Source organism: Bartonella callosciuri, from assembly GCF_014203215.1.
GTDB lineage: Bacteria > Pseudomonadota > Alphaproteobacteria > Rhizobiales > Rhizobiaceae > Bartonella > Bartonella callosciuri.
The window spans coordinates 1-2,121 of record NZ_JACHIM010000024.1 but is presented as its reverse complement, the minus strand read 5'-3'; the positions used below and the strand labels follow the sequence as shown (position 1 = coordinate 2,121).

Below are 2,121 nucleotides of genomic sequence, written 5' to 3'. Positions count from 1 at the left end.
GGATTAAAAATCACCACAGAATGCCATTCCGTTTTCTCTACTTTTTGATTGGTGTTTTTATCTGTATAGCTCTCAGAAGTTGCCATACGAAAATTAACCACCTCAGCACCAGAAGGCATGGTTTTGCTTTCAGGATCGGCACCTAGGAACCCAATTAACATAACTTTATTAAGCATGTTTTTACTTACCTTAAATTTGTACTTTTATACGTACAAAACCTTAACATAATTTGCTTATTTTTTCAATTATTTCAATATAATAAACTTATTTTTTAACATATAAAATTATGTCTTGAAGTACTCAAAAAGTTGGATTTTGTTCATTCGTTAAAAATTTCGTTTCATGTAACTTTTTTCTATGTTATACGTTACATGAAACATAATGGAGGTTTTATTATGGGTATAATGCACGTCAATGAACGCGTTCAAAAACATCGCAATTTACGAAGAAAAGCAGGATTGCGCTTAATGCAAATTTGGGTGCCAGATACACGCCAGCCAAACTTTGCAGAAGAGTGCAGCCGCCAATGTCGCTTAGTAGCAAAAATGGATAAAGCCGATACTTCTATACAATTTCTTATGGATCAATCTTTAATGGATATTGATGGCTGGACAGAATGATGCGTGGATCTCTCGTAACAATAGCTATGCAGGGTGATTTTGGTAAACCAAGACCTGCTTTGATCATTCAAGCCAATCAATTTAGTGAGCATACAAGCGTAACAGTTTTACCAATTACCAGCACACTTGTTGCAGCACCATTACTCCGTATCACTCTTCAACCAGACAGTAAAAATGGTTTACAAAAGCCTTCGCAAGTAATGATTGATAAGATTATGACGGTAAGATGTGAAAAAATTAGTCCAGCTTTTGGCTCCATTCACGCAGATCAAATGATAGAAATTGAACGCTGTTTAGCTGTATTTTTAGGGATAGTAAAATGAAAATGATATATTTTCCTTACATAGAACATTATGTTTTTACAGCAGTCTTTGATAAATAATCTATTGACATAAGCGCATAGCGTATCGTATCAAGTATCAAGAGGTAAATTTGTGGCAATCGTTAGTTTTAAGCATAAAGGGTTGAAATTATTCTTCGAAAGAGGAGTCTGCAAAGGGTATACAACCCTCACATGCTAAAAAACTAGCAAATATTCTGGTAATTTTAGATACGATATCCGCTCCTGAACAAGTAACTCTTAAATCGTATCGCCTCCATGCACTTACTGGCGATTTAAAAGGTTATTGGTCAATGCGTGTCAATGCTAATTGGCGTGTTACCTTTCGTTTCATTGGAGCAGATGTTGAACTTGTTGATTATCAAGACTATCATTGATTTTGAGGTATTATGATGATGTACAATCCCCCACACCCTGGCAGTATTTTAAGAGAAGAATTACTTGATGAATTAGGCTTAACAGTAACAGAAGCTGCAAATCGTCTTGGTGTTGCACGTTTAACTCTATCACGCGTCTTAAACTGCAATGCGGCAATAAGCATTAACCTTGCTTTACGCTTAGAAAAGGCGGGATTAAATGATGCTGAGTTTTGGCTTAAATTGCAACAAAAGCATGATCTGTGGCAAGCGCGGCATAATAATCCAATACCGCATATTTCATCTTTAGAGCAAGTAGGGCATCTTTAGAAATTAAAATCCAGCTTAACTTCTTCCCCCGCCGAGAGGTTATATTGTTAAAACTTAAGCTACTTTTATGATAGCATTTGCTAAAACTCGCTTAGCTTCTATTTTAACCAAAAAGCCGCATCGTAAATGACACGGCTTTCTTTTTTTCTCTCTAAAAGCAGGCGCCCCACACGCCTGTCATTTATTCTTCTGTATCATCACTCACTACAATATTATCTCCTTTATAAACCTCACAATTTTTAGGAACCAACCTTACTTTGCTTTTTTTATTGAGTTTTGCATTGCCATAGACCTTGCCCAAAATCTTTGCACAATATGAGAGTTTTGCATTGCCATAAACAGAGCCAGAAACCTCCACACGCCCACTCACATGAGCATTCCCATAAACCTTGCCATAAATCTTTGCACGACCATTAATAACAGCATAATTATAAATTTTTGCATGGCTATGAATGCGAGCCGAGCCAGAAACCTT

Annotated in this window: 4 protein-coding genes and 2 pseudogenes; 4 read left to right on the top strand and 2 right to left on the bottom strand. The window is 36.4% G+C overall.

The features are described 5' to 3' along the window. Positions 1 to 176, bottom strand: a 176-nt coding sequence (gene ssb / locus HNQ69_RS07520) for a single-stranded DNA-binding protein (RefSeq protein WP_183229400.1), incomplete at its 3' end; no start/stop codon positions are given. Positions 177 to 395: 219 nt separating this feature from the next. Between ssb and HNQ69_RS07515 the strand changes: the two genes are divergently transcribed. From HNQ69_RS07515 to HNQ69_RS07500, 4 genes and pseudogenes are all read left to right on the top strand, one after another. Next, entirely contained in the window at positions 396 to 620 is a 225-nt protein-coding gene (locus tag HNQ69_RS07515; RefSeq protein WP_183229399.1) for an antitoxin MazE family protein, read from the top strand. Continuing rightward, the gene (locus HNQ69_RS07510; protein WP_210302717.1) at positions 620 to 943 is read left to right on the top strand and encodes a type II toxin-antitoxin system PemK/MazF family toxin; all 324 of its coding nucleotides are present in this window, start codon (positions 620 to 622) and stop codon (positions 941 to 943) included. The genes HNQ69_RS07515 and HNQ69_RS07510 overlap by 1 nt, the downstream gene beginning before the upstream one ends. A gap of 111 nt (positions 944 to 1,054) precedes the next feature. Beyond that, positions 1,055 to 1,337: pseudogene (locus HNQ69_RS08265) on the top strand (type II toxin-antitoxin system RelE/ParE family toxin). A 15-nt stretch (positions 1,338 to 1,352) separates the two neighbouring features. Then, on the top strand, positions 1,353 to 1,646 hold the full coding sequence (locus tag HNQ69_RS07500) for a HigA family addiction module antitoxin (protein WP_183229397.1): 294 nt from the start codon (positions 1,353 to 1,355) through the stop codon (positions 1,644 to 1,646). A gap of 181 nt (positions 1,647 to 1,827) precedes the next feature. Here HNQ69_RS07500 and HNQ69_RS07495 read toward each other — a convergent pair. Further along, positions 1,828 to 2,121: pseudogene (locus tag HNQ69_RS07495) on the bottom strand (hypothetical protein); the annotation flags it as partial.